Annotated in this window: 18 protein-coding genes; 8 read left to right on the plus strand and 10 right to left on the minus strand. The window is 70.3% G+C overall.

Translation table 11 applies throughout. The annotated features are described in order from the left end of the window. The first annotated feature begins 49 nt into the window (after positions 1-49). The 4 genes from ACQPXM_RS31650 to ACQPXM_RS31665 all read left to right on the plus strand — a co-directional run bounded on the left by ACQPXM_RS31650 (position 50) and on the right by ACQPXM_RS31665 (position 6,336). Positions 50-1,195: an Mrp/NBP35 family ATP-binding protein gene (locus ACQPXM_RS31650; protein ID WP_432940430.1), complete on the plus strand. Its 1,146-nt coding sequence runs from the start codon at positions 50-52 to the stop codon at positions 1,193-1,195. A gap of 290 nt (positions 1,196-1,485) precedes the next feature. Then, positions 1,486-4,866, plus strand: a complete 3,381-nt coding sequence (locus ACQPXM_RS31655; RefSeq protein WP_432940433.1) for a GH92 family glycosyl hydrolase — start codon at positions 1,486-1,488, stop codon at positions 4,864-4,866. A gap of 28 nt (positions 4,867-4,894) precedes the next feature. Beyond that, positions 4,895-5,698, plus strand: coding sequence for a peptidylprolyl isomerase (locus ACQPXM_RS31660; protein ID WP_432940436.1), 804 nt, complete (start codon positions 4,895-4,897; stop codon positions 5,696-5,698). Positions 5,699-5,853: 155 nt separating this feature from the next. Then, on the plus strand, positions 5,854-6,336 hold the full coding sequence (locus ACQPXM_RS31665; protein WP_432940439.1) for a hypothetical protein: 483 nt from the start codon (positions 5,854-5,856) through the stop codon (positions 6,334-6,336). 98 nt (positions 6,337-6,434) lie between these two features. On the opposite strand, the gene ACQPXM_RS31670 is transcribed toward ACQPXM_RS31665, so the two are convergent. The 8 genes from ACQPXM_RS31670 to argC all read right to left on the minus strand — a co-directional run bounded on the left by ACQPXM_RS31670 (position 6,435) and on the right by argC (position 14,801). Beyond that, entirely contained in the window at positions 6,435-7,154 is a 720-nt protein-coding gene (locus ACQPXM_RS31670) for a DNA-3-methyladenine glycosylase (RefSeq protein ID WP_432940442.1), read from the minus strand. Between the two features lie 72 nt (positions 7,155-7,226). After that, positions 7,227-8,642, minus strand: a complete 1,416-nt coding sequence (gene argH, locus ACQPXM_RS31675) for an argininosuccinate lyase (protein ID WP_432940444.1) — start codon at positions 8,640-8,642, stop codon at positions 7,227-7,229. A 70-nt stretch (positions 8,643-8,712) separates the two neighbouring features. Beyond that, a complete protein-coding gene (locus ACQPXM_RS31680; RefSeq protein ID WP_432940446.1) occupies positions 8,713-9,270 on the minus strand; it encodes an arginine repressor in 558 nt (185 codons plus the stop codon). Next, positions 9,267-10,199: an ornithine carbamoyltransferase gene (argF, locus tag ACQPXM_RS31685; protein ID WP_432940449.1), complete on the minus strand. Its 933-nt coding sequence runs from the start codon at positions 10,197-10,199 to the stop codon at positions 9,267-9,269. The genes ACQPXM_RS31680 and argF overlap by 4 nt, the downstream gene beginning before the upstream one ends. Further along, positions 10,196-11,425 carry an acetylornithine transaminase gene (locus ACQPXM_RS31690; RefSeq protein WP_432940452.1) on the minus strand — a complete coding sequence of 410 codons (1,230 nt, stop codon included), beginning with the start codon at positions 11,423-11,425 and terminating at the stop codon, positions 10,196-10,198. The genes argF and ACQPXM_RS31690 overlap by 4 nt, the downstream gene beginning before the upstream one ends. A 115-nt stretch (positions 11,426-11,540) precedes the next feature. Beyond that, complete coding sequence (gene argB / locus ACQPXM_RS31695) at positions 11,541-12,440, minus strand: acetylglutamate kinase (protein WP_432940455.1); 900 nt, start codon at positions 12,438-12,440, stop codon at positions 11,541-11,543. Positions 12,441-12,558: 118 nt separating this feature from the next. Further along, a complete protein-coding gene (argJ, locus tag ACQPXM_RS31700) occupies positions 12,559-13,773 on the minus strand; it encodes a bifunctional glutamate N-acetyltransferase/amino-acid acetyltransferase ArgJ (protein WP_432940458.1) in 1,215 nt (404 codons plus the stop codon). Then, positions 13,770-14,801: an N-acetyl-gamma-glutamyl-phosphate reductase gene (gene argC / locus ACQPXM_RS31705; RefSeq protein ID WP_432940460.1), complete on the minus strand. Its 1,032-nt coding sequence runs from the start codon at positions 14,799-14,801 to the stop codon at positions 13,770-13,772. The genes argJ and argC overlap by 4 nt, the downstream gene beginning before the upstream one ends. A gap of 145 nt (positions 14,802-14,946) precedes the next feature. Between argC and ACQPXM_RS31710 the strand changes: the two genes are divergently transcribed. Continuing rightward, a complete protein-coding gene (locus ACQPXM_RS31710) occupies positions 14,947-15,498 on the plus strand; it encodes a carboxymuconolactone decarboxylase family protein (RefSeq protein ID WP_432940462.1) in 552 nt (183 codons plus the stop codon). After that, positions 15,495-16,388, plus strand: a complete 894-nt coding sequence (gene sigJ / locus ACQPXM_RS31715; RefSeq protein WP_432940464.1) for an RNA polymerase sigma factor SigJ — start codon at positions 15,495-15,497, stop codon at positions 16,386-16,388. The genes ACQPXM_RS31710 and sigJ overlap by 4 nt, the downstream gene beginning before the upstream one ends. Here the strand turns inward: sigJ and ACQPXM_RS31720 are convergent. Continuing rightward, complete coding sequence (locus tag ACQPXM_RS31720; RefSeq protein ID WP_432940467.1) at positions 16,354-17,229, minus strand: alpha/beta fold hydrolase; 876 nt, start codon at positions 17,227-17,229, stop codon at positions 16,354-16,356. The two genes, sigJ and ACQPXM_RS31720, sit on opposite strands and share 35 nt — an antisense overlap. Positions 17,230-17,325: 96 nt before the next feature. On the opposite strand from ACQPXM_RS31720, the gene ACQPXM_RS31725 reads away from it, so the two are divergent. Next, complete coding sequence (locus ACQPXM_RS31725) at positions 17,326-17,841, plus strand: N-acetyltransferase family protein (RefSeq protein ID WP_432940470.1); 516 nt, start codon at positions 17,326-17,328, stop codon at positions 17,839-17,841. A 69-nt stretch (positions 17,842-17,910) separates the two neighbouring features. Then, entirely contained in the window at positions 17,911-18,456 is a 546-nt protein-coding gene (locus ACQPXM_RS31730; protein WP_432940473.1) for a dihydrofolate reductase family protein, read from the plus strand. 45 nt (positions 18,457-18,501) lie between these two features. Here ACQPXM_RS31730 and ACQPXM_RS31735 read toward each other — a convergent pair whose 3' ends face one another. Beyond that, on the minus strand, positions 18,502-24,357 hold the full coding sequence (locus ACQPXM_RS31735; protein ID WP_432940476.1) for an Ig-like domain-containing protein: 5,856 nt from the start codon (positions 24,355-24,357) through the stop codon (positions 18,502-18,504). Positions 24,358-24,428: the final 71 nt, after the last annotated feature.

Consider the following 24,428-nt stretch of genomic DNA (forward strand, 5'->3'; position numbering starts at 1 on the left):
ACAGTGGACCGTGGTGGGGTGCCCGTGCGTGAGCACGTAGCCTGTAGACATGGCTCCCACTGCTGACCAGGTGACCGCTGCGCTCGGGTCCGTGATGGACCCCGAGATCAAAAAACCGATCACCGATCTGGGCATGGTCGAGTCGGTGGTGGTGCGGACCGACGGCGTGGTCGCGGTGAAGATCCTGCTGACCGTGTCCGGCTGCCCGATGAAGGACACCCTGCGGCGCGACACCACCGCGGCGGTCAGCGCGCTGGACGGCGTGACCGGCGTCGAGATCGAGCTCGGGGTGATGTCGGCCGAGCAGCGGGCCGCGTTGCAGACCCAGCTGCGGGGCGGTGTGGCGGAGAAGGAGATCCCGTTCTCGCGCGCCGACTCGCTGACCAAGGTGTTCGCGATCGCCTCCGGCAAGGGTGGTGTCGGCAAGTCGTCGGTGACGGTCAACCTGGCTGTCGCGATGGCCGCCAAGGGCCTGTCGGTCGGTGTCCTGGACGCCGACATCTACGGCCACTCGGTGCCGGCCATGCTGGGCGTCGCCGACGAGCGGCCGACCGCGGTCGACGACATGATCATGCCGGTGCCCGCGCACGGCGTGAAGGTGATCTCGATCGGCATGCTCAAGCCCAAGCGCGACCAGGTGGTCGCCTGGCGCGGCCCGATCCTGGACCGCGCGCTGGTGCAGATGCTGGCCGACGTCTACTGGGGCGACCTGGACGTGCTGCTGCTCGACCTGCCGCCGGGCACCGGCGACATCGCGATCTCGGTCGGCCAGCGGCTGACCACCGCCGAGGTGATCGTCGTGACCACCCCGCAGGAGGCCGCCGCCGAGGTGGCCGAGCGGGCCGGCACGATGGCGCAGATGGTCCACCAGCGGGTGGCCGGCGTGATCGAGAACATGTCCTTCCTGCCCTGCCCGCACTGCGGCCCCGAGCACCGGATCGAGATCTTCGGCACCGGCGGCGGCCTGCGCGTCAGCGAGACCCTGTCGGCCCGCCTGGGCTACCCGATCCCGCTGCTCGGCGAGATCCCGCTGGACGAGCGCCTCCGCAGCGGCGGCGACCTCGGCACCCCGCTCGCGATCGCCGACGCCGCCACGCCTGCGTCGAAGGTCATCATCGACATCGCCGAACGCCTCGGCGGCCGCCCCCGCGGCCTGCTGGGCCGGCAACTCGGCCTGTCCCCCGTCGGCCGCTGACGCACTGACTCAAAGGGTCGTCCACGAGAGTGGACGACCCTTTCTGTTGTCCAGCTGAGTTGCGAAACGCGATGGTCTGGTTGCGGAACGTGCCGAAAACCTTGACGTGGGGTGTGACAGTCAGGTATTTCTTGCTGACAACGATGTCACACCGCCCGTGACCGCACCGCCTCTCTCACCGCAGTTGCACCCCGTTCGAGCGCACGCCGTCCGCCGCCCTGGGCGACGTTCGCCGGCCGGGGTGTGGCCGCGTGGGATCACGGTGCTGTCCCGACGTCGAAGGACCGCCCGTGAAGAAGCTCCCCGCTCGCCGTCGTACCGCTGCCGTCCTGACCAGCTCCCTGATCACCGCACTGGTCTCCACGTCGCTGGCCGTCGCCGCACCGAGCCCGTCTCCCCAGTACGACGGCCGGCCCACCACCGCCCCACCGAGCACGGCACCACCCGGGCTGAGAGCGCAGGAGGCGGTCGGGCACAGCCGGATCACCAGCAGCTCAGCTAATCCGACCGAGCACGTCGACCCGCTGATCGGCACGTCCAACCTCGGCGACGTCTTCCCCGGCGCGGTGATGCCGTTCGGGATGTTCTCCTTCAGCCCCGAGACCAGTCGCGGCAACCAGTACCGGACCGCCGCTCCCGGCGGCTACCTGTACGACGCCAATCGCATCCGCGGCTTCAGCCTGACCCACATGTCCGGCACCGGCTGCGCGGGCGGCTCCGGCGACATCCCGATCTTCCCGTACGCCGGTGCGGTGACCACGTCCCCGCAGACCGACGCCAAGGACGAGGTCTACGCCAGCACGTTCTCGCACTCCAACGAGATCGCGAAGCCCGGCTACTACAAGGTCGGCCTGGACTCCGGTGCGACCGCCGAGCTCGCCGCGACCACGCGGACCGGTGCCGCGACGTTCACCTTCCCGGCCGACAAGGCCAAGTCGCTGCTGTTCCGGACGGCGAACTCCGAGGTCGGCTCCAGCGACGCCGACGTCACCATCGACCCGGTCAAGCGCACTGTGACCGGCTCGGTGACCAGCGGCAACTTCTGCGGCTACCTGGCCTCGGTGGGTCAGCGCAGCTACTACACGCTGCACTTCGTCGCCCAGTTCGACCAGCCGTTCGCCAACCACGGCACCTGGAAGGACGCGACCGTCAGCCCGGGCAGCACCTCAGCCACCGGCGGTACGACGTACGGGACCGATGGCTGGATGCCTGCGGGCAAGGGCTCCGGCGCCTACCTGGGCTTCGACAGCAGCACGGTGGACATGCGCATCGGCATCTCCTACGTCAGCAAGGCCAACGCGGCGGCCAACCTCGCTCAGGAGAACCCGCGCGGCACCTCGCTGGCCACCACGGCCGCGCGCGCCAAGCAGGCTTGGCGTGATCAGCTGAACCGGATCGAGATCACCGGTGGCGCCACAGCAGACCGTACGACCTTCTACACCGCGCTCTACCACGCTCTGCTGCACCCGAACGTCTTCAACGACGTCAACGGGCAGTACTGGGGCTTCGACCAGAAGCCGCACCAGCTCAGCCGCGGCCAGAAGAACCAGTACGCGACGTTCTCCGGCTGGGACGTCTACCGCTCGCAGGTGCAGCTGCTCGCGCTGCTGGAACCGCAGCGGGCCGGTGACATCGCCCAGTCCCTGCTCAACCAGGCCCAGCAGAACGACGGCATCTGGGATCGCTGGACGCACGCGTCCGGCAGTACGGCGGTGATGACCGGCGACCCGTCGGCGCCCGCGCTGGCCGGCATCCACGCGTTCGGCGGCACCAACTTCGACGTACGGACGGCGCTGCAGTCGCTGGTCAAGGCGGCGACCGTGCCGACGGCGAAGGACCTGAGCTCGGCGGGCAAGCCGGTGATGTCGATCGGGCAGCGGCCGTCGCTCGACAAGTACCTGGCGCTCGGTTACGTGCCGACGAAGTCCAACGCGTGGGGTGGCGCGGTCGAGACCCTGGAGGACGTGACCGCGGACTTCGCGCTCGCTCAGCTCGCCTCGGCGGTCGGCGACCGGAAGACCGCGGACACGTTCGTGAAGCGTTCGCAGTACTGGCAGAACGTGTTCAACCCCGAGAACGGCGGCTACATCCAGAACCGCGACGAGAACGGCGCCTGGCCGGCGTTCACGCCGAGCACGCAGGACGGGTTCGCCGAGGGCAGCAGCGCGCAGTACACCTGGATGATCCCGCACAACCGGGCCGGGCTGTTCGACGCGATGGGCGGGCGGGACGTCGTCAACCAGCGGCTGGACGCGTTCTTCAAGGATGCCGACGGCAACTGGGCGCTGACGAAGTCCGGTGATCTGCACGCCGAGATGGACAACGAGCCGTCGATCAACACGCCCTGGATCTACAACTACAGCGGTCAGCCCTGGAAGGCGCAGGAGACGCTGCGGCAGGCGATGAGCCAGCTGTGGAACACCACCACCGGCGGCATCCCCGGCAACGACGACCTCGGCGCGATGTCGTCCTGGTACGTGTGGACCGCGCTGGGGCTCTACCCGGAGGTGCCGAGCCGGGCCGAGCTGCAGGTCGCGGCTCCGCTGTTCCCGCGCGCGGTGATCCACCGGGACAAGGGGCGGACGATCCGGATCAACGCGCCGGGCGCGACGGCTGCGACGAAGTACGTGCAAAGCCTGCGGGTGGACGGGCGGTCGTCGTCGAAGCCGTGGCTCGGCGCGTCGTTCGTGCAGCGCGGCGGCACGCTCGACTTCACGGTCGGTACGACGGCCAACAAGGTGTGGGGGTCGTCGGCGAAGGACGCGCCGCCGTCGTGGCGGACCGGTGAGATCCCGTTCCAGACCTCGACCGACATCGGGCGGGTTGTCGTCGCGCCGGGCACGACCTCGGATCCGGTGACGATCAAGGCGCACCGGCTGAGCGGTACGGCGACCAGCGTGTCGTACACGGTGACCACTCCGGCCGGGCTCACCGCGGCACCGGCGAGTGGCTCGTTCACGGTGGACCAGTCCGGCGGCGCTGCTCTGCGGGTCACGGCGGCACCCGGTACGCCGGATGGGCGCTATCCCGTCACCGTGGCGCTGAAGTCCGCCGACGGGACTGCCCTGCCGCGACTGGGGTTCACCGTGGTGGTCGGGCTGCCGAACTCGTTCTCCGTACTACGCGAGGGCGTGGCGGCGTCGGACGACGCCGGCGACCACACCGAGGCGGATTACGACGGTGGTGGCGTCAGCTACTCGCGGCAGGCGCTGGCGGCGGCTGGTCTGACTCCCGGCGGGACGGTGACGAAGGAGGGGCTGACGTTCGTGTGGCCCGGCGTACCGGCTGGTGAGCCGGACAACGTGCCGGCCGACGGGCAACTGCTCGACCTGTCGCTGCCGGCTGGGACTACGAAGCTCTCGTTCGTCGGCAGCGCGGTGAACGGGAACCAGCAGGGCACGGCGACACTGCGGTACGCCGACGGGACGACCAGCGAGATCGACCTGTCGTTCAGCGACTGGACGCTCGGCGGCGGGGGCGACACCGTGCACTTCGGGAACCTGGTGGTCGCCTCCACGCCGTACCGGAACGAGTCGGGTGGTGGACGCGACAACGTGGCGACGCACCTCTTCGCGACCGCGCCGATCCCTGTCGCCGCGGGCCGGGTTCCGGTTAGCGTGACGCTGCCGAAGAACCGCGACCTGCGGATCTTCACGCTGGCCACCGGATGATCCCGACCGCCCTGGAGGAAGACCCTCGATGAGAGCCACCAGCGTTATCGCCTGCGCCGCCCTGAGCGTCGCCGGCCTGCTCGCCACCACCGGTACGGCGCTGGCCGCCGTACCGGGACCTGTACCGGCCGACGCGCAGCCCGCCCAGGTCGTGCAGACGCAGCCTGACCGGCTCGCCTCGGCGCAGGCCGCGGGCGCTCAGTCCACCACCGGCCCATGCCGGTACACCGCGACGCCCGACGACCCGTCGCCGCGCCCGGTGTCCCTGCCGCCGGACCCGACGCCGACGCCGTCCAAGGGCGTGGTCCGGGTCATCCTGGCCACCAACCAGGGCCCGATGCTGCTCACCCTCGACCGCGCCAAGGCGCCGTGCACGGTGCAGAGCTTCCTGCACCTGGCGAAGAGCCGGTTCTACAACTTCACCACCTGCCACCGGCTCACGCTCTACCCGACGCTCCGGGTCCTCCAGTGCGGCGACCCGACCGGCACCGGCGAACGCGGCCCCGGCTACTCCTACAAGGACGAACTCCCGGTCGGCCTCCCCAACTGGCCCACCGACCCGACCGGCACCAGCAAGGTCTACGCCCGCGGCACCCTCGCGATGGCCAACGCCGGCCCGAACACCAACGGCAGCCAGTTCTTCCTCACCTTCGAAGACTCCCGCCTCCGCCCGAACTACACCATCTTCGGCACCATCGATCCGATCGGTCTCAAGGTCCTCGACCGAGTCGCCGCCGGCGGCACCGTCCTCACCGCCGACAACCCCGACGGCCTCGACGGAGCCCCTGTCCGCAAGACCGACATCCTGATCGCGCAGCGTTTGGGCTTCTGAAGCCCGCGGGCAGAACCCGCCCTCTGCACAGTTCACGTGCAGGGGACGGGTTCTCTTCGTTCACCCGCCCAAGGCGCGGCCAGTGCCGTCCGATCCAGCTCCCACCGGTTGGTCCTGGCAGGGGCGTAGCGCGAGCTCGTGGCAGGCTGTGCGCCATGACTGCAGCGAGGCAACCGAAGCCGATGACACGGGGTGGGTTGGCGTTCTTCTGGTTCATGATCGTTTGCATTGCTCTCATGGGCCTTCTCGGTGGCATCGCCGGGATCACAGCCGGCCTGGATGGCCGGTCCGCCCTCGTGAACGGCCCGTCCGGCAGCTTCGCCCCAACCGACCGCACCTGCGGCAAAGGCGGCTGTACCTGGATCGGTGATTTCGTGAGCCACGACGGCACGATCACCCGCACAGGCATCAAGTTGCGCGACGGGGTACGCGTCTCCCGCACCGACCCGATGCCCGTCCAGATCGCCGATGTGGGCCTGCACGACGACGCCGGCGAATCCGTTGCCTACACCAAAGACCACAGCTGGAGATTTTCGCTGGTCGGCGGCGTACTTTTCCTGGTGCTGTGCCCGACGATGCTGGTGTTCCTCATCCGCGTGCTCAGACGTCACCAGCGGCAAACACCAGCCCGACGTTAGAGGAGCGACTGCCCGGACGGCCGCTGGCTCACCGCGAAGGGCACCGACGTTCGTCTGGACCAAAACCGTCGACCTGCTGGGGGGGTGGACGGGGTGTCTTATCCGCGACGCTTCGGCACGTGCGGCCGGTACGGCGAAACCGTGGGGTCTCCGGGGATCCAGAAGCGCCAGGGGTTGTCAGCGGCTTCGCGCAAGCCCACGCGGGGACCGGTGGAGGGTTCGCCGTCGAAGCCTGGGCCGGGGAGGAGTTGTACGGCAGACCCGCGTGAGAGCAGGTCGGTGCCGTTGGCTTCGCGGTCGATGCCTAGGGCAACGCACATGCGGGCGGGACCCCGGGCGAGATCCCAGTCGGGGTTGCGCGCACCGGTTCGACGTCCGCCTCGGCTGGGAAGCACCGTCGCGGCGGTCGCGCGTGCTCCGCCGACGGTCCCGGGTGTGACCTGGTTGAACTTGCCGTCCACCGGTTGCGGGGCACCGCGACGGCTGCGGGCCAGGTCGACGCCCTCGATCACCTCGCCGGCGCGAAGGAGCACCGCCGACGGTTGGCCGTCGGGGCCTGCGCTGACGTTCATGCAGTAGTGCATGCCGTAGGTGAAGTACACGTACAGAAACCCGGGCGGGCCGAACATGACCGCATTGCGCGCCGTCTCACCTCGATAGGCGTGCGACCCCGGATCGTTCGGCCCGTCGTACGCCTCGATCTCGGTGAGGCGGACGGCGACGGTGCCCTCGTCGGTGGTCCGGCGGATGACCATGCCGAGGAGGCGGGGCGCGACTTCCAGGACGGGATCGGCCAGCAGGGTACGGCGTACGGGCATGTCTGGACCCTACTGGTCAGCCGATGAGCAGGACCGGCCGACCACGCTCAGCGGAGACCACCCGTGCACCCTTCAGGCGAGGCGTTCGGCGTGCTGGGCTGCTCGGGTGCGGAGTTCGGCGAGTTGTTCCGTGACGCGTTCCTCGGCGGTACCGCCTCGGGCGTTGCGGGAGGAGACCGAGCCCTCGACGGTGAGCACCGACCGCACCTCCGGCGTCAACTCGGGCGAGATCGCCGCCAGGTCCTCGTCGGTGAGGTCCCACAGCTCGATGCCGCGCTTCTCGCACTCCTGGACGCAGGCGCCGGCCAGTTCGTGGGCGACGCGGAAGGGGACCTTCTGGCGGACCAGCCACTCGGCGATGTCGGTGGCCAGCGAGAAGCCCTGCGGGGCGAGTTCTTCCAGCCGGGCGGTGTCGAACACCAGCGTGCGGATCATGCCGGTGAACGCCGGCAGCAGAACCTCGAGGGTGTCGACGGAGTCGAAGACCGGCTCCTTGTCCTCCTGCAGGTCGCGGTTGTAGGCCAGCGGTTGCGCCTTGAGTGTGGCCAGCAGGCCGGTCAGGTTGCCGATCAGGCGGCCTGACTTGCCCCGGGCCAGCTCGGCGATGTCCGGGTTCTTCTTCTGCGGCATGATGCTCGACCCGGTCGAGAACGCGTCGTCGAGCCGGACGAACCCGAACTCCTTGGTCGCCCAGAGGATCACCTCCTCGGCCTGCCGGGACAGGTCGACGCCGATCTGCGCCGTGACGAACGCGAACTCGGCGACGAAGTCCCGCGCCGAGGTCCCGTCGATCGAGTTCGGCGAGGAGTCGGTGAAGCCGAGCTCCGTCGCGACGAATCGCGGATCCAGCCCGAGCGACGAACCGGCCAGCGCCCCCGCGCCGTACGGCGAGTCGGCCGCGACGCGCGCGTCCCACTCGGCCAGCCGCTCGAGGTCGCGGATCAGCGGCCAGGCGTGCGCCAGCAGGTGGTGCGAGAGCAGAACCGGCTGCGCGTGCTGGAGATGGGTCCGGCCGGGCATCGTGACGCCCAGGTGCTTCTCGGCCTGGTCGGCCAGCGTGGTGACCTGGTCGAGCACGAGGCGCGCGATGATCCGGCCGTGCTCGCGCAGGTAGCTGCGGAACAGGGTGGCGACCTGGTCGTTGCGAGACCGGCCCGCCCGCAGCCGGCCGCCGAGCTCGGCACCGAGCCGCTCCAGCAGGCCGCGCTCCAGCGCGGTGTGCACGTCCTCGTCGTCCTCGGCGGGCAGGAAAGCGCCGGACAGTACGTCGGCGAGCAGCTCGTCGAGGCCGCGCAGCATCGCGGCGAGGTCGTCGTCGGTGAGCAGCCCGGCGCGGTGCAGCACCTTGGCGTGTGCCTTCGACCCGGCGATGTCGTACGGCGCCAGCCGCCAGTCGAAGTGGGTCGACTTGCTCAGCGCCGCCAGCGCGTCGGCGGGTCCGCCGGCGAACCGGCCGCCCCACAGGGCCGCGCTCTCTCCCGTACTCATCCGACGATCCTCTCACTAGCCAAGACAAACAGCGGTTCCGGGGCCCGATCAGTTGCTGATAGCAACAGTGTCAGGTGTGGTCCTTCTCGGTCCGGGCCGCCAGGTTGAGGAACCGGGCCGCCAGCGCCTCACCACCGGTCGGGTTGCGCGAGACAACCATCACGGTGTCGTCACCCGCGATGGTCCCGAGCACATCGTCGAGACCCACATGGTCGATCGCGGAAGCGAAGTACTGCGCCGCGCCGGGCGGCGTTCGCAGGATGACCAGGTTGGCGCTGCCCTCGGCCGAGACGAGCAGCTCGGACGCGACGCGAGCCAGCCGCGCCTCGAACGCGGCGGCCTCACCGGCGCGCGGGCTCCGATCACCGCCCTCCCCCGGTACGGCGTACACGAGCTGGCCGATCGCGTCGCGGACCTTCACCGCGCCGATCTCCACCAGGTCGCGCGACAGCGTCGCCTGACCGACCCCGAGCCCCGCGCCGGCCAGCAACTCGGCGAGCTCCGTCTGCGAGCGCACCGGCTGGCGGCCGAGCAGCTCCACGATCCGCTGCTGCCGAGCCGTCTTGGTGGTCGGCGCGATCAGCGTGCGGGTCTCCGGTCGCTCCGAGCTGTTCGGGTTCGTGGTCATGAGGAGAAGTTTCGGGCCAGCAGCCAGGAAAGCAAGGCCTTCTGGGCGTGCAGGCGATTCTCGGCCTCGTCCCAGACGACGGATTGCGGGCCGTCGAGCACGGCGGCGTCGATCTCCTTGCCGCGGTACGCCGGCAGGCAGTGCAGCACGATCGCGTCGGCCTTCGCCTTCGCCAGCAGCTGCTCGGTGACGGCGTACGGGACGAAGGGCGCCTCACGCAGCTCCGCCTCGGCTTCCTGGCCCATCGAGACCCAGGTGTCGGTGGCAACGACGTCCGCGCCGGAGATCGCCTCGGTGGCGTCCGCGGTCCAGGCGACCGAACCACCCGTGCTCGCGGCGATCTCGACGGCCTTGGCCAGGATCGCGGCGTCCGGCTGGTACTCCGCGGGCGAGCCGATCACCACGTGCATACCGGCGGTCGCGCCGCCGAGCAAGTACGAGTGCGCCATGTTGTTGGCGCCGTCGCCGAGGTAGGTCAGCTTCAGCCCGGCGGTCGCGCCCTTGTGCTGCCGGACCGTCAGCAGGTCGGCGAGGATCTGGCACGGGTGGAACTCGTCGGTCAGCGCGTTCACCACCGGGACCTTCGAGGCGCCGGCCATCTCCTCGATCCGGGTCTGCCCCGAGGTCCGCCAGACGATCGCGGCGACCTGCCGGTCGAGCACCCGCGCGGTGTCGGCGATCGGCTCACCCCGGCCGAGCTGCGAGGTCTGCGCGTCGATGATCAGCGGCGTCCCGCCGAGATCGGCGATGCCGACCGCGAACGAGATCCTGGTCCGGGTCGAGGTCTTGTCGAAGATCACCGCTACGGTCTGCGGCCCGGCCAGCGGCTTGTGCCCGAACCGGTCGCCGGCCAACTGCTGCGCCAGCGTCAGCACCTCGTCCTGCTCGACCGGACTGAGGTCGTCGTCCCGCAAGAAGTGCCTGGTCATGGCGTCTTCACCTTCTCCAGAAGGCCAGGGAGGGCCGCGACGAAGCTGTCGGCGTCCGCCTTGGTCAGAATGTACGGCGGCGCCAGGCGCAACGCGTCGGGAATCGGGTTGTTGATCACGAACCCGGCCTCCAGTGCGAGCGCCGCGACCTGGTCCGACACCGGCTGGGTCAGCTCGATCGCCAGCAGCAGCCCCCGACCGCGCACCCCCGCGATCAGCGGATGGTCGAGCGCTTCGACCGCCGCGGCGAGGTGGTTGCCGACGGCACTGACATTGGCGAGCAGGCCGTCGCGCTCGATCACCGTCAGCACCGCGAGCCCGGCGATCGAGGCCACCGGGTTGCCGCCGAACGTCGTACCGTGGTTGCCCGGCTGGAGCAGCTCGGCGGCGGCACCGAAGCCGAGGCAGGCGCCGATCGGGATGCCCGCGCCGAGTCCCTTCGCCACCGTCACCAGGTCCGGCACGATGCCCTCGGCCTGGAACGCGAACCAGTCGCCGGTCCGGCCGACGCCGGTCTGGATCTCGTCGATCCACAGCAGCGCGCCGTGCTCGGAGGTGATCCGCCGCGCGGCCTGCAGGTAGCCGGCCGGCGGGACGACGATCCCGTTCTCGCCCTGGATCGGTTCGAGCACCACCGCGGCCGTCTCGTCGTCGACGGCGGCCTCGAGCGCCGCGGCGTCGCCGTACGGGACGAAGGTGACGTCGCCGGGCAGCGGCGCGAACTGCTCCCGGTACGCCGGCTTCCAGGTGATCGCCAGCGCGCCCATCGTGCGGCCGTGGAAGGCGCCGACGGTGGAGACGATCTTGGTCCGGCCGGTCTTGCGGGTGATCTTGAACGCCGCTTCGTTCGCCTCGGTGCCGGAGTTGGTGAAGAACACCTTGCCGCCGGGGGCGTCGATCAGCGAGAGCAGCTTCTCGGCCAGCGCGATCTGCGGCGCGGAGGCGAAGAAGTTGGACACGTGGCCGAGCGTGGTGAGCTGGCTGGTCACCGCGGACACCACGAACGGGTGCGCGTGGCCGAGCGAGTTCACCGCGAGTCCGCCGAGCAGGTCGAGGTACTTCTTGCCGTCGGCGTCCCACAGGTAGGCGCCCTCACCACGCACCAGGACCTTCTTCGGCGGACCGAAGGTGTTCATCAGCGAGTGCGTGTAGCGCTCGGTCAACGCGGCGCCGGTGCTGCTGGTCGTCGACAGCCCGCTCAGCTCGGGTGGCATCAGTTCGGTCATGGGGCCTCCCGGCCTGGACTGAGGAGTGGAGGGAGCGAAGCGACTGGAGCGACGAGGGAAGGCCGGGAGTTCCAGCCCCATGACCCGCCGTGCCGGAGGCCGGCAAATCGTAGAGTCATGACGGGATCACCTGGGTTCCACTTCCGGCGTCGGTGAAGATCTCGAGCAGGAGCGAGTGCGGTACGCGGCCGTCGATCACGGTGGCGCGGGAGACGCCGGACTGGACCGCGCGCAGGCACGCCTCCATCTTCGGCACCATGCCGGAGGCCAGCGTCGGCAGCAGTTCGGCCAGTTCGGCGGCGTCGATCTGGGTGATGATCTCCTCGCTGTCCGGCCAGTTGCGGTACAGCCCCGCGACGTCGGTCAGTACGACGAGCTTCTCGGCGCCGAGCGCGACCGCCAGCGCGGACGCGGCGGTGTCGGCGTTCACGTTGTGGGCCTGGCCGTCCTCGTCCGGGGCGATCGTCGACACGACCGGGATCCGGCCGGCGTCGATCAGGTCGATCACGGCTTCGGGCCGGACGTCGACCACGTCGCCGACCAGGCCGATGTCGACCGTCTCGCCGTCGATCATCAGTCCGCGCCGCTCGGCGGTGAACAGCCCGGCGTCCTCGCCGGACATGCCGACCGCGAACGGCCCGTGCGCGTTCAGCAGGCCGACCAGCTCGCGGCCGACCTTGCCGACCAGCACCATGCCGACCACGTCCATCGCCTCGGGTGTGGTCACTCGCAGCCCGCCGCGGAACTCGCTGTCGATGCCGAGCCGGCCGAGCATCTCGCTGATCTGCGGACCACCACCGTGTACGACGACCACCCGGACGCCGCAGTGCCGCAGGAACACGATGTCGGAGGCGAACGCCTGCTTGAGCTCGTCGTCGACCATCGCGTTGCCGCCGTACTTCACCACGATCGTCTTGCCGTGGAACTGCTTCAACCACGGCAACGCCTCGGTCAGCACGGCCGCCTTCTCGACGGCGCTGGCCTGCGCGGTCGAGGAATGGATCGTGTCGGTCATGGGGCCTCCCGGTCTGGACTGAGGAGTGGAGGGAGCGAAGCGACCGGAGCGACGAGGGAAGACCGGGAGACCAAGCCCCATGACCACGCCGAGCCGGAGGCGAGGCAAAAAGTACAGCTCATGAGGAGTACGCCGAGTTCTCTTCTACGTACGCGTGCGATAGGTCGGTCGTCAGCACCGTCGCCGACGCGTCCCCGGCGTGCAAATCGATCACCACGTCGATCTCCGGCCCGGACAGATCCGCCTCGGACCGGTCGACTCCCTTGCCGCCGGCCACGCAGATCGCCGCGCCGTTCAGTGTGATGTCGAGCAGCTGCGGGTCGAACGCCGTCGGCGCGTTGCCCACCGCCATCGCGATCCGTCCCCAGTTCGGATCGCTGGCGAAGAACGCCGTTTTGCAGAGGTTGTCCTCGGCAACCACCTTGGCGGCGGCGACCGCCTCGGCCTCGGTGGCGGCGTTCAGCACGGTGATGCTGACGTGCTTGGTGACGCCCTCGGCGTCGGCCTGCAGCTGCTTGACCAGGTCGGCGGCCAGCGCGGTCAGCGCCACCTCGAACTCCTCCGGCGTCACGGTGACGCCCGAGGCGCCCGAGCTGAGCAGCAGCACCGTGTCGTTGGTCGACGTTCCCCCGTCGACGTCGAGCCGGTTGAAGGTCTTGCCGACCGCGTTGCGCAGCGCGTGGTCGAGATGCGGCTGGTCCAGGACGGCGTCGGTGGTGATCACGCTCAGCATGGTCGCCATGTTCGGCGCGCACATGCCGGCGCCCTTCGCGAAGCCGCCGATGCTCCAGCCACCCTCGTGGGTGAGCACCGCCTGCTTCGGCACGTTGTCCGTCGTCATCACCGCGGTCGCGGCGGCCAGGCTGTGCTCCGCGGTCGACCCGAGTGCGCCGACCGCGGCGGACAGGCCGGGCAGCAGCTTGTCCATCGGGAGCCGCTCACCGATCAGGCCGGTGGAGCAGACGCCGATCTCGATCGCGCCGACGCCGAGGATCGAGGCCAGCTCCTCAGCGGTCTGGTGCGTGTCCTGAAAACCCTCGGGACCGGTGCACGCGTTGGCGCCGCCGGAGTTGAGCACGACGGCCTTCAGCTTGCCCGCGGTGAGCACCTGCTGGGACCACAGCACCGGCGCGGCCTTCACCTTGTTGGTGGTGAAGACGCCGGCTGCGGCGTACTCCGGGCCGTCGTTCACGACGACGGTCAGGTCAGGCTTGCCGGCGGGCTTGATCCCGGCGGTCACCCCGGCCGCGCGGAAGCCGGCCGGCGCGGTGACCCCGGCGCTCCGATCGACCGAGGCGTGCGGGGTGACGGCGACGGTCCCCAGAGCTGTCATGGGGCGACTCCTACGAGGGGAAGGGCCAGGGTCTCGTCGAGACCGGCGGCCAGGTTCATGCACTGCACGGCGGCGCCGGCGGTGCCCTTGGTCAGGTTGTCGAGGGCGGCCACGACGACGACGCGGCCGGTGCGCTGGTCGAGCGCGAGTTGCAGGTGCACGGTGTTCGCCCCGAGGGTGGCCTGCGTCTGCGGCCACTGCCCCTCGGGCAGTACGTGGATGAACGGCTCGTCGCCGTACGCCTGCTCGTAGACCGCTCGGAGCTGCTCGTACGTCGTACCTTCGGCCACCGGCGCGCTGCAGGTCGCGAGAATGCCGCGGGCCATCGGCGCGAGCACCGGGGTGAAGGAGACGCTGACCGGGCCGTCGGTGTGCGGCGCGAGGTTCTGCTCGATCTCCGGGGTGTGCCGATGGACGCCGCCCACGCCGTACGCGGAGGCCGAGCCCATCACCTCGGCGCCGTGCAGGTTCGGCTTGGGACCCTTGCCCGCTCCCGACGTCCCGCTGACAGCGACCACCACCAGTTGGGCGCTGTCGACGAGACCTGCCTGTACGGCGGGGAGCAGGGCAAGGGTGGACACGGTGGGATAGCAGCCCGGCACGGCGACCCGGTTGGCGCCGCGGAGCTTGTCGCGTTGACCGGGCAGCTCGGGCAGGCCGTACGGCCAGTGGCCGGCGTGCTTGCCGCCGTAGAACTCCACCCAGGCCTCGGAGTCGACCAGCCGGAAGTCCGCGCCGCAGTCGATCACGGTGACGTCGTCGCCGAGCTGCTCGGCGATTTCGGCGGACTGCCCGTGCGGCAGGGCCAAGAACACGACATCGTGTCCGGCCAGCGTCGCCACGGAGGTCTCCTCGAGCACCCGGCCGGCCAGCGGCGTCAGGTGCGGGTGGTGCTGCCCCAGGGTCGATCCGGCGTTGCCACCGGCGGTCAGCGCCCCGATCTCCACCTCCGGGTGCGTCGAGAGCAGCCGGAGCAGCTCTCCCCCGGCATATCCACTGGCCCCTGCGACCGCGACCCTCAGCGTCATGTGAATGAGTATGTCAGACAACGCATGAATATCCAACCCCGATACCTGCTTCGAGCCTACGCACGATCGGTGACGCACGTCATGTCACAGTCGGCCGCCCGCGCGTGTCTGTGAGCGTGACGACCACTGACGAGGAGGCGCGACGATGGCTCGGATCAGCTTGGTGCACCGGCGAACGGCGTTCGTGCGGGCGATGGAGTGGTACAGCCGGCGCAAGTACGGCGAGGTGCTGGATCCCGGAAAGGTGGCGTTGCACCACAAGGGCGTGCTGACGACCATGCTGGTGATGGAGGGGTCGGCAGCGCGGTGGAAGCGACTGGATCCGACCTTGAAGGCGCTGGCCACGATGGTGGTCAGTGCGGAGATCGGCTGCAGCTGGTGCATGGACTTCGGTTTCTGGGAGTTCCATCACCGCAACGTCGACCCGGTCAAGCTGCGCGCTGTGCCACAGTGGCGGGACAGCGACGTCTACACGGATCTGGAGCGCGCGGTGATGGGCTACGCGGCAGCGGCGACGGCGACTCCGCCGACGGTGACCGACCAGCAGGTCGAGCGGTTGCGGCAGGACCTGTCCGAAGCGGAGCTGGTCGAGCTCACCGCGCAGATCTCGCTGGAGAACTACCGCTCGCGGACCAACGCCGCGCTCGGGCTGACCAGCCAGGGGTTCAAGGAGACCTGCGAGTTGAGGCCGGCATGAGCGACGAGCTGGCGGCGGAGTTCGCCGAGCACCGCGCGGTCCTGGTCGGCGCGGCGTACCGGGTGGTCGGCAGTGTGGCCGACGCGGAGGACGTCGTCCAGGAGACCTGGCTGCGCTGGTCCAGCGCGGACCGGACCGACGTCCGCGACGTCCGCGCGTACCTGATCCGCATCACCACCCGGCTCGCGCTGAACCGGCTCCGTCAGCAGAAGTCCCGCCGGGAGCAGTACGTCGGCCCGTGGCTGCCGGAGCCGATCGCGGCGACGCCCGGCGAGCAGGACCCGGCTGCGGTCGCCGAGGTCGCCGACTCGGTGTCGATGGCGATGCTGGTCGTGCTGGAGACGCTGTCGCCACTGGAGCGGGCCGCGTTCGTGCTGCGGGAGGTGTTCGACCTGCCGTTCAGCGAGATCGCCGACACCCTGGGCCGGTCCGAGGCCGCCGTACGGCAGCTGGCGCACCGCGCCCGCGAGCACGTGCACGCGCGGCAGCCGCGGCACCGCGTCGACAAGGCGCGGCACCTCGAGCTCACCAACCGGTTCATGGCGGCGTCCGCGTCGGGTGACTACCAGCAGGTGGTCGCGATGCTGGCGCCCGACGTGGAGCTGGTCAGCGACGGCGGCGGCAAGCGCCGGGCCGCGCTCCGGCCGATGTACGGCGCCGACAAGGTCGCGCGCTGGCTGATCGCGGTGATCGCCTCCGAGGAGACCGCCCGGATGGAGTTCAGCACGACCGAACTCAACGGCGAGATCGCCTACATCGCCTACGACGGCGACGAGGTCGACACCGCCGGTTTCCTGGAGGTCGGCGACGACGGCCTGATCAGCCACCTGTACGTCGTCCGCAATCCCGACAAGCTCACCGGGGTGCCGCGGCGAAACCAACTCTGCTGAGGAAGTCCCGCACCAGCGGCACCACCTCGTCCAGGTGGCTCTCCAGCAACCAGTGCCCGCCGTCCTCGAACAGGTGCAGCTCAGCCTTCGGTACGTCGGCCAGGTACGCGCGAGCGGCCTCGGCCGGCATGTACCCGTCCTGCGGACCCCACAGGATCAGCGTCGGCGGCTGCCACTCGCGCAGGTACTCGTGGTACGCCGGGTACTGCCGCACGCTCTCCCGGATCTCCAGGAAGAAGCCGGACATGATGTCACGGTGATCCCGCAGCAGTGGCCAGGACAGCTGCCACAGGTCGGGGCTGATCCGCTCGGCAGTGTGCGGCGGCACCTCGCCGAGCACCTCCTCGCGGAACCCGTCGAAGCTGACCGCCTCGGCCAGCGCCGCCCGCCGCTCCTCGGTCGGGTCTGCCCAGTACTCCTTCAGCGCGGCGTACTTCGGGCCGAGCGTCTCCTCGTACGCGTCGCCGTTCTGGATGATCAGCCCGGCGATCCGGGCCGGGTCCCGCAGTGCCAGCTGGAAGCCGACCTGCGAGCCGTAGTCGAACAGGTAGAGCACGAACTGCCCGACCCCCAGCGTGTCCAGGAACCGCTGCAGCAGCGTCGCGTAGTTCGCGAAGGTGTACTCGAAGTCGTCCGGGGCGGCGCTGTAGCCGAAGCCCGGGAAGTCCGGTGCGAGCACCCGCCACTGGTCACCGAGCGCGGGCATCAGCCCGCGGAACTGGAACGACGAGGACGGATAGCCGTGCGGCAGCAGCAGGACGGGCGCGTCGGACGGACCGGTTTCGCGGTAGAAGATCTCGACTCCGTCGAGGTCGACAGTGCGGTGCAGAACGCTCGGCATGGTGCTCCTTCCCGGGTTTGCCGCCTGGTACCCAACCGGCTGATTTAGACTCCTTCCTGCAACCGAGTCGCAGAAGGGACCACTGTGGAGTACGTCGTGATCGAACCGGACGGGGTCTCCGAGCCCGGCCTGCGCGCGGACCTGCTGGACACCTGGGTCGCGGCGACCGACGCCGGCGGCAGCGTCGGGTTCACCGCGCCGGCACCGGTCGACCTGGTCGCCGAAACGCTGGACCGCGCGCTCGAGCGGGTCGGATCCGGCCAGGACCTGCTCGGCGTACTGCACAACGGCGACCGGTACGTCGGCATGGGCCTGCTCGTCGCCAACGGCGGCCAGCTGAGCTCGCACTGGCGGACGGTGCTGCGCGTGATGGTGCACCCCAAGTACCAGGGCAACGGCGCCGGTCGCTTGCTGATGAACGGCCTGCGCACGTCGGCCGAACAGCTCGGCCTGGAGCAACTGATGCTCACCATCCGCGACGGCGGCAACCTGGACGCCTTCTACGGCAAGCTCGGCTACCGCGTCGTCGGCCGGCACCCCCGCGCGGTCCGCGTCGCCGCCGACGACTACCGCGACGAGATCATGCTGGTCACCGACCTGGGTACTCGCTGAGTACCGGATGTCGAGGAACGCGGGCCGGCACCGACGTCCCGGCATCCGACCGACCAGGAGGTTTCGGCGATGCGCGATCTGATCGTCACCCAGAACATCACCCTCGACGGGGTTGTCGAGGCATCCGACGACTGGTTCCAAGTGCTCGACGGTGACACCGGAGACCTGCTCGAGGTGACCCGGCAGCACAGCGCGGCCGCCGACGCGTTCCTCACCGGCCGCCAGACCTTCGAGGCGATGCGCGGCTACTGGCCGCAGCAGACCGACGACCGGACCGGCGTCACCGAGTACCTGAACACGGTGCAGAAGTACGTCGTGTCGACCACGCTGCAAGATCCCGCGTGGGAACCGACGACGGTGCTGCGGGGACTCGACGAGGTCGCTGCGCTGAAGGAGTCGCCGGGCAAGGACATCGTGGTGACCGGCAGCATCGAGCTGGTGCACCAACTGGAGGCCGCTGGGCTGGTGGACGAGTACCGGTTGTTCGTCTACCCCGTCGTGGTCGGGCAGGGGCGGAAGCTGTTCCCGGACGGACAGGGACTGCTTCGGCTGCAGTTGGTCGAGGCGCGGCCGTTCGACTCCGGCGTTGTGCTCACTCGCTACCGGGCCAAGTGAAGCGAGGCCGGGTCCCGCTCCTCAGCGGGGCCCGGCCTGGCTCGTTCAGGGGCGGCGTCGGCGGAGCAGGGTCACGCCGAGGGCTGCGAGCAGTCCGCCGAGGGTGAGGACGAAGACGGACGGGCCGCCGGTGTCAGGAAGCGCTGCGGCGGGAGCCCCGCCGGACGACGGCTCAGGCGACATGGGCGGACTGGCGCCGACGACAACCTTCACCTGGGAGTCCACCGTCCTGCCGCCGGTGTCGGTGACCCGGTACGCCGCCTTGGCGAGGCCTTCGAAGCTGCGCTCGGGCACCAGCCGGATCGTCCCGTCACTGCCGACGGTCCACACCCCAACCCCCGGCACGACGACCCGCGACGCGCAGGTGGCCGTGCCGGTGACCAAGCAGACGCTCGACCGCACCCACGACGCCCCTTCGGTCGCCGCGTCGTTCAGCAGGGGATTGACGACCGCTGGATTGCCGGAACTCGCGGTCCCGTCGTCCTGGGTCGCCTGCGCACCCGCCGGGGCCGCGACGGTGACTTCGAGCTGCGCGGTGTCGGACGTACCGTTCGCGTCCGTGACCCGGTAGCCGACCGCGCGCGTCGTGCCGCTGAAGCCGCGGGCCGGGGTGAACCCGATCGTCCCGGCCGCCGCGACCGTGAACGTGCCCTCCCCCGGGAGCGTCACCGTCTTCTTGTCCTTGCCGTCGGCCGGATCCCGGACCACCACCGACGCCGGGTTCAGCGCCGCCGACGGATCACCTGCCTTGTCGTTGCCGAGCACCGGGACCACCACCGCCTTCCCGTACGCCGTCCGCGCGGTGTCGTCGGTCGCGACGGGCCGGACCGGGAGCACGGTTACCGAGACGGTCGAGCGGGCCGCATTGCGGTTGCTGTCCTTCACCTCGTACGGCGCCGGCCGGGTGGTGCCGGTGAAACGCGCCACTGGGCTGAACGTGACCTTGCCCTCGGCAACTACCAGCGTGCCCTGGCCGGGCACCGTCACCCGGCTGACCAGGTCACCGTCCGGCTCCACCAGCAGCAGCGTCGCCGGGTCGAGCTTCGCGCCGGGCCCGGGCTTGTCGTTGGCCAGCGGATCGACGGTGATCGGCTGATGCTGCTTGGTCTCGACCCGGTCGGGCGATGCGACCGGTCTGGCCTCGACGGTCACCGTCAGGGTCGCCGTACCGGTGCTGCCGTTGCTGTCGCTCACCTGGTACGTCAGCGGGGTGACGGAGCCGGTCGAACCGCTCTCCGGCATCAGCCGCACTCCCCCGTCGGGCTGCGCGGTCCACACGCCCTGCCCGGCGACCCGGAGCGAGGACACCGCGTCACCGGTCGTCGGATCGACCACTCGGACCGACGCGGGGACCAACGGAGCGGTCGAATCGCCCGGCTTGTCGTTGCCGAGCACCGGCACCGTGATCGCGGTGTCGAAGGGCGTCGTCGCGGTGTCGTCGACCGGCGCCGGATCGATGCGCGTCACGGTCACGGTGACGGTCGCGGCCGCCTTGTTCCCACTCGTGTCCGTGACCTGGTAGGCGATCGAGCTCGTCCCGCGGAACGACGCCACCGGCGTGAAGGTGATCTTGCCGGTCGTCGCGTCGACCGCGAAGCTGCCCTGGCCGGCGATCTTCGCCTTCAGGTCCCAGGTCCGGACCGGCGCGGTGCCGAAGATGCGGACCGACGCCTTCTCCAGCTCCGCTGCCGTGCCGGGCTGGTCGTTCGCGAGCGGGTCGAGGGTGATCGCGCCGTTCTGCTTGGTGGTCACGCTGTCCGGCTTGGCCTCCGGCCCCTTGCCGACGGTCAGGAACAGCAGCCCCTCGGCGGTCGTCCCGTTGTCGTCGGTGATCCGGTACGTCGCCGGCGTCGTCACGCCTTGATAGTTCTTCACCGGCGTGAAGGTGATCCGCCCGGTCTTGTCCGCGACGTACGTGCCCTCGCCGGGCTGCGTCACCGTCGCGCGGTAGGCACCGTCGGCGGGATCCTTCATCAGCAGGCTGGCGGGCACCAGCGGCGCGCTCGGATCGCCCGGTTTGTCGTTGGCCACGACGTCGACGGTGATCGCGCGGTTGAACGGCGTGATGGCGGCGTCGTCGACGGTGAACGGATCGATCGGCGTCGCGGTCAGCACCAGCGTCGCGGTCGCGACCGACTTGTTGCTATCGGCAACTTGGTAGGTGATCGGCCGCGCTTTGCCCCGGAACGACGGCAGAGGATCGAACACCACGGCCCCGGTGTCCTGCACCGTGTACGTGCCCTGTCCGGCCACGGTCACCGTCCGGGCGAAGCCCGCCCGCGCCGCGGCATCCCGCAGTACGACGGACGCCGGGTCCAGCTTCGCCCCCGTGCCCGGGCTGTCGTTGCCGAGCACGTCGATCGTCACCGTCACGTCCTGCGGCGTTGACGCCAGGTCCGGCCGCGCGACCGGCGGCGCCCCGACGGTGATCCGCACCACCGCGGTCGCGTACGTCCCGTTGTCGTCGGCCACCTGGTAGGTCAGCTCCGGCGCCGAGCCACTGAACCCCGGCGCCGGGTCGAAGACGACCACCCCGTCGCGCGCGGTGAAAACACCTTGCCCCTTGACCGTCACCGACGGCTTGAACACCCCGTCGGCCGGATCCTCGAGGCGCAGCGTGCCCGGCACCAGCGGCGCGGTCGGGTCACCCGCCTTGTCGTTGCCGAGGACCCGCACCCGCACCACCGTGTCGTACGGCGTGGTCGTGTTGTCGTCCACCGCGACCGGTGTCACCGGCGCGACCGAGACCGCGAGCGTGGACCGCGTCGCCTGGTCGAACCAGTCCGAGACCCGGTACGTCAGCGTCGTCACCGGACCGGTGAACGCCGGGATCGGGTCGAACACCACGGTCCCGTCCGGGTCGACGTGCCACCGGCCCTGCCCGGGCACCGTGACGATCTTCTTCAGCGAACCGTCCGCGGGATCGATCAGCACCACGCTGACCGGATCCAGCCCGGTGCTCTGCCCGGCGGTGTCGTTGGCGAGGGCATCGATGCGCACCGTCACGTCCTGCAGGGTCCGGACGGTGTCGGGTTTGGCGACCGGCGGCGACGGCTTCGCGATCGTCACGGTGAGCTTCGCGCCGGCCGGCGTACCGTTCACGTCGGTGACCGTGTAGGCCAGCGGCGTCACGACCCCGGTGAACGACGGCAGCGGATCGACCTCCACCAAACCGTCCGGCTTCACCGTGAACGTGGCCTGGCCGTCGACAACGACCACCTGACGCGCGACCTCGCCGACCGGGTCGATCAGCTTCAGGCTGGTCGGCACCAGCGGCAGCGTCGGATCGCCCGCGGAGTCGTTGGACAGCACCCGGACTGTCACGTTCGTGTCGTACGCGGTACTCGCGGTGTCGTCGGTCGCGTCGGGCTGGACCCGGGTCACCTGGGCGGTCAGCGTGGCCGTGCCGATCGCTCCGTTGCCGTCGGCCACCTGGTACTTCACCGGGGTCGCCTTGCCGTGGAACTTCGGCACCGGCTCGAACAGGATCCGGCCGTCCGGTCGCGTCGAGTACTTGCCCTGTCCCGGGATCTCCAGTGAGTTCCCCGGTTCGCCGCGCTCGGCGGGCACCAGCCGCACGCTGTCGGCCACCAGGGCGGAACCGGTCGGGCCGGGCTTGTCGTTGTCCAGCACCGACGAGTACGCCGGGGTGCCCTGCAGCGTGGTGAGAGTGTCCGGGTTCGCGACCGGCGGGCCCGGGGCGTCGACGCTGACCACGAGCTGGGCCCGCGTCGGTGTGCCGTTCTTGTCGAGCACCTGATAGCCGAGCGGGGTCGTGACGCCCTGGAACCCGTGGGCGGGCGCGAACACGACCTTGCCCTCGGCAACCTGGAACTCGCCCTGCCGTGGGACGACGACTTTGCTCACCAGCTTGCCGCTCACCGGATCCACGAGCAGGAGCGACGCGGGATCGAGCGGCGCGTCGGGCGAACCGGGCACATCGTTGTCGAGCACCGAGACCACGGCGTTGGTGTCGAACGGCGTACTCACCGAGTCGCCCAGCGCCTTGGGGACGACCGGGGTGACCGTGACGACGAGCGTCGACTCGGTCAGCTGGCCAGTGCTGTCGGCAACCCGGTAACCGATGGTGGTCGCGACGCCGGTGAAGCGCGGCAGCGGCACGAAGTCAACACCGCCATCCGGCTTGACCGTGTAGCTGCCTTCGCCCGGAACAATGATCTTCTTCTTGAACGCGCCGACCGCCAGATCCCTCGTGACGTTGCCGCCGGCCGGGTCGCGCAGTTGCACGGACTTCGGGTCGAGACTGACGCCGGGCGCGGCCTTGTCGTTGGCCAGCGGGGTCAGCCCGAGACTGACGTTCTGCGCGGTGGTCGCGGTGTCGGGCGCGGCGACCGGCTTGGCCGGCAGTGCGACCGTCACGGTCAGCGTCGCGCGCGCTGTCGCACCGTTGCTGTCGGCAACCCGATAGGTGATCGGCTCGGCCACCCCGACGAAGCCCGGCACCGGGTCGAAGTCGATCCGGCCGTCCGGCGTGGCGACGTATTTGCCCTGCCCCACCACGATCACCATCTGCTGGCAGGTGGCCGCGTCGAGCAGGCACAACGAACTCGGCCGCAACGGCACGCTCGGGTCACCCGGCTTGTCGTTGCCGAGAACATCGGTCGTCACTCCGGTGTCGTACGCCGTACTGGCGGTGTCGTTCACGGCGATCGGCGGAGGCGGCGGCGTGATCGTGAGCGGGTGGTCCTCGACCTCGCCGGAGTCGGCCGCGCCGGTCGGCTTCTCGACCTGGGTCGCGGTGTACCCGGCGCGGACCCGTGCGGTGGTCGGACCGGCCGACGCCGCCCGGGCGAACTTGGTCCAGCTCAGCGTGGTCTGGCCCTGACCGGCCGCGAAGGTCGAGCAGGCCCGCTCGGCGGCCTCGAAGGCACCGTCCCGGTCGAGGTCGATCCAGCCGCAGACCTGCCCCGGCTTCGACGCGCCGGTCAGCACCACCGGCGCCGAGTACGACGTGGCGCTGGTGAGCAGCGGACCGAAGGTGACCCCGTCGTCGGCCTGGTCGGCTGTCGCCGGACCGGTGGTCGCGTTGGCGACGGTCGCGTTGTCCTGCGTCGCCTCGGCGCCGAGGCGCAGGTCGCTGAGCACCGACCAGGCCGCGCCGTACGACGCGGTGGCGTCACCGAAGTCCTCACCGACGGAGGCGACGACCGAGAACGCGTCGGCGGAGGTCTTGGTGTTGAAGGCCGGCAGCTTCGGATGTTTGGTGAACACGGCGGTCAGGTCGAAGCTGACCGTCGTGACGACGCCGTTCACCTGCACGGAGCCGCAGGCCGCGGTGGCGGTGGAGTCCGGCCCGGCGCCGGTGTCCTTGCTGGCGCAGTTCGGTCCGGCGTCGTGGTTCGCGGCGGTGATCGTGTCGCTGGTGACGGCCAGGTTGTTGCCCTGGCCGACCTTGCGCAGACTCAGACCGGCCGATGTGAGCCGGAGCACGGCGTGCAGCTCGGACTGTGCGCGCGGTTGACCGTTGACGGTCTGGGTGGACGCGCCGCCGATGCCCGCGAGGTGCAGGACCGGGTCGCGGACCGGCTGGGAGAACGTGACCGTCAGCGTGCCGCGCTGGTCGCAGCTGCCGATCGCCGCGCAGTCACCGGTGTTGACCAGCACGTCCTGGGCCGGCGTGGTCCCGGCGAGGGCCGGCTGATACGTGCCGGTGGTCAGGCCACGGTCCCCCGCGGTCGTTGCGTCGAGCAACTCGGTCCGGCCGCTCGCGCTGATCGTCTGGGTCAGACCGGAGCCGGGCATCGCGGCGGTCGCCGTACTGGTTTGGGTGAAAGGTGCCGAGGGCACCTGGTAGCCGGCCGCAGGAATCACCGCGAGCAGCACCGCGAACGTCAGCGCGGCGGCGAGCACCGGACGCGCCCGACCCGAGATCCTGCCCACTGCCGCCCCCTCCCCGGAAAACGCATGTCCTGCATCGCGTCGGCACCGGGGCGAACGGGCCAGCGTAGAGC

The sequence above is a fragment of the Kribbella sp. CA-253562 genome, from assembly GCF_050942265.1.
GTDB lineage: Bacteria > Actinomycetota > Actinomycetes > Propionibacteriales > Kribbellaceae > Kribbella.